The organism is Rhizobacter sp. P3_B12 (assembly GCF_056402895.1).
In genome coordinates, this window is record NZ_JBFUGN010000761.1 from 1 (window position 1) to 3,052 (window position 3,052).

Sequence of the window (3,052 nt, forward strand, 5' to 3'; positions counted from 1 at the left end):
CCGCGGAACCGGCTTTGCCGGGCCGCTGGCGGCGCCCCCTTGAGGGGGAGGCGCGCAGCGCCTCGGGGGGTGGGTCATCTCTGGATCTGGTAGTCGGGAGAGGCGTAGACCAGGTAGGCCGCGCGCTTGACGCGGCTGGTCTTCCAGTTGTTGCCGTCGGTGGCCTGCGTCCAGCGCTCGACGGCCTTCACGACCGACGCGCGCGGCGTGCTCGGCAGCAGCCGACCGAGCGCGACCATCGAGATGCGGTCGACCAGCACGCCGGCGTTGTCGGCCGAATCGGTGAACGAGGCCAGGTTCACCTGGGTGCCGGTGGCGCCCGGGATCGACGCATCGACGCCGCTGCCGCCCCAGTCGATCAGGTACAGCAGGTAGTTCATGCGCGCGAGCGCGGTGTTGGCGTTGTGGATGCCGAAGGCCGGGCCGACCAGACCACTGGTGCCGGCCACCGGGTAGTCGGGCGGGTAGTCGCTGAAGATCGACGGCGGGTTGAACACCCGCTGCTGCAGGTTGCCGCCCCAGTACCAGTTGAAGGGTTCGCCGTCGGTGCTGCCGTTCAGCCCGCGCAGCACGCCGGTGAACATCAGCACCGGCTCGCGCAGCTTGCCGCCCTGCGCGGGCACCGTGTCGCCGCGCGCCTCGGCATCGAGCAGCACCGCCGCCGCCGTGGCCGCCAGGTCGCCGCGCACGCCGCTGCCGAAGCTCGCGTATTTGCCGTTGTTGAACGCCGTCGCGACGCGCATCACGTAGGCCGGCGACGGGTTGCTGCTGACCAGGTGCTGGATCAGCTGCCGGCCGATGAAGGGGCCGATGTTCGGGTGCGCCATCACGCTGTCGAGCACCGACTCCAGCGCGACCGGCGCCGTGTGCCCGGCGGCCAGCTTGACGTTCGAGAGCAGGCTGCGCGCCTGCTTGTCGTGGTACTTGTCGATCTGCACCATGTCGCCGTTGTAGTAGCGRCAGTTGGCGCCCGTCGGCCAGCAGCCGTTCGGGTGCGCGCCGCCTGCCGGGTAGGTCCAGCCTGTCAGCGCGAAGGCATAGGCGCGCACCGTCTCGTTGTTGTAGGTCGGCTGGCACTTGCCGCCCTTCAGGCTGCCGTCGAGGTTCAGCTCGCAGGTGCCGATGCTGAACAGCTGCAGCAGCTCGCGCGCGAAGTTCTCGTTCGGCGCGCCCTTGTCGTTGTTCGCGTTGTTCAGGAAATCGCCCATCAGCGGCGACAGCGTGATCTTCTTCAGCAGGTCGCGGTAGTTGCCGAAGGCGCCGTCGAGCATCGCGTTGTAGTAGTTGCGAAAGCCGTAGGTGCCCAGCACTTCGGCGTTGTTCAGCGGAAAGAGCTGCTGGAACGCGAAGGTGACGCGCTGGCGCAGCTGGTCGGGCTGGCCGACGGCGTTGCGGTAGAAATCCCACATCAGCGGATCGGTCGAGATGTAGTCGCGAAAGCAGTTCGGCTCCATCGCCGGCGTGCAGAAGTCCGGCCGGTCGACGTACTGGTGGTACTCGCCACTGCCCTTGCCGCTGGTGTAGCGCGAGGTCTTCAGCGCGAGCTGCTCGGTGACCCAGGCAGTGGCGCCCTTCGCCTTGATCGTCGTGACCAGCGCTTCGGTCGGACCGAAGGTGGCCTGGTCGGCGAGACGCACGGCGTCGCGGGCGGACATGGGGCCAGGGGCGGGTGCCGGGGCGGGGGCAGGCGCCGGTGCCGGACTGGGGGCGGGTGCCGGGGACGGGCTCGGCGAAGGAGCCGGCGCGGGCGCCGGGCTGGGGGATGGTGCAGGAGACGGCGCTGGTGCCGGCGCTGGGCTCGGTGCCGGAGCCGGCGGCGTTCCGCTTATCGGATCGCCGGAAGAGGAACCGTTTCCACTTTCGTTGCCGCCGCAAGCGGCAACGACGGCGGCGAACAGAATTGCAACCGCAAGTGAAGCGCGGCGCCGAGCTATCGGCAGCAGGAGGGAGTAGGTATCGGAAGTGTCGCTGGACATGGAAACGTCCTGTGGCAAGAGTGGCAATTCGCGAGAGTTCGCGACCTGTTCGTCAAGCTGTGGGATCGCAATCCCGCGTCGACGAACGCTCACCCGGACACTGCAGGAAGGGTGCCCGCTGCGCGCCGTCACCCCCCAAAAGGGCGACCCGCAACCGCGCGAACGGAGGATGGCGGTACGCGGTGATCCGCGCGATGCTGTGCGCACCCTGCCCCACGGAGCCCGCCATGCAGTTCGCCCCCCGTTCCCCGGTGTCGACCCGGATGCCCCTCGTCCAGCAGCGCCGCATGCCGAAGGCGCGCAGCTCGTACCCGACGCTGTCGCTGGTGCGCCTGGGGCGCAGCCCGCTGCAGAAGCTGGCGTGGATCTTCGGGTTCGGGCGCTAGGGGATTCCTGGCCTCAGAGGACGAGGCCCATGTCGACCGAGTCGTAGTACGCGCCGTCGAACCGCATCCCGTGGCGCTTGACGGCCTCGCGCGTGAAGYCCAGGCCTTCATACAGCCTGATCGCGCGCTCGTTGTCGGCACGCACTTCAAGCTCGATGCGGGTCATGCCCTGGGCTGTCGCCTTGGCCAGGCAGGCCGAGAGAAGCCGCCGCCCCAGTCCCTTGCCTCGATAGGCGGGCAGCACGCCCATGCCCACCGTCCGTCGATGGCTGACGGCCGCAGCCCAGGCGGGGAAGATGTCGCACCAACCGACAACGGCCGACCCATCCACCGCCACGAACTGCGCTGCGTCCGCGGCAACGCTCTCACGGATGAACGCTTCGACCCGGGCGAGCGGGAGCGCCTCGACTTGAGCAAGGTACTTCTTCTCGCGCGCCACGGCATCGAGGCAGGCGTGGAATCCGCTGGCGTGGGACTCCGCGATGGGAACAATTTCAACACTCGGCAAGACCGGCTCCCTGCAGCTGCTGTGCAGAGGTCATCGTAGCCGGGCTGCGCGGCAGCCCGGCATCCGGCCGAGGAGATCAGTCCTTGAAGAACGCCAGCAGGTCCGGATTGATCACCTCCGGGTGCGTGGTGCACATGCCGTGCGGCAGCCCCGGGTAGACCTTCAGCGTGCCCTTCTTCAGC

Annotated in this window: 3 protein-coding genes; 1 reads left to right on the plus strand and 2 read right to left on the minus strand. The window is 68.7% G+C overall.

What is annotated here, in order from left to right; translation table 11 throughout:
- Positions 1–74: 74 nt before the first annotated feature.
- On the minus strand, positions 75–1,655 hold the full coding sequence (locus tag AC1D01_RS27560; RefSeq protein WP_477872071.1) for a DUF1800 domain-containing protein: 1,581 nt from the start codon (positions 1,653–1,655) through the stop codon (positions 75–77).
- Between the two features lie 548 nt (positions 1,656–2,203).
- Here AC1D01_RS27560 and AC1D01_RS27565 point away from each other — a divergent pair.
- A complete protein-coding gene (locus AC1D01_RS27565; protein ID WP_477872072.1) occupies positions 2,204–2,362 on the plus strand; it encodes a hypothetical protein in 159 nt (52 codons plus the stop codon).
- A 13-nt stretch (positions 2,363–2,375) separates the two neighbouring features.
- Here AC1D01_RS27565 and AC1D01_RS27570 read toward each other — a convergent pair whose 3' ends face one another.
- On the minus strand, positions 2,376–2,870 hold the full coding sequence (locus AC1D01_RS27570; protein ID WP_477872074.1) for a GNAT family N-acetyltransferase: 495 nt from the start codon (positions 2,868–2,870) through the stop codon (positions 2,376–2,378).
- Positions 2,871–3,052: the final 182 nt, after the last annotated feature.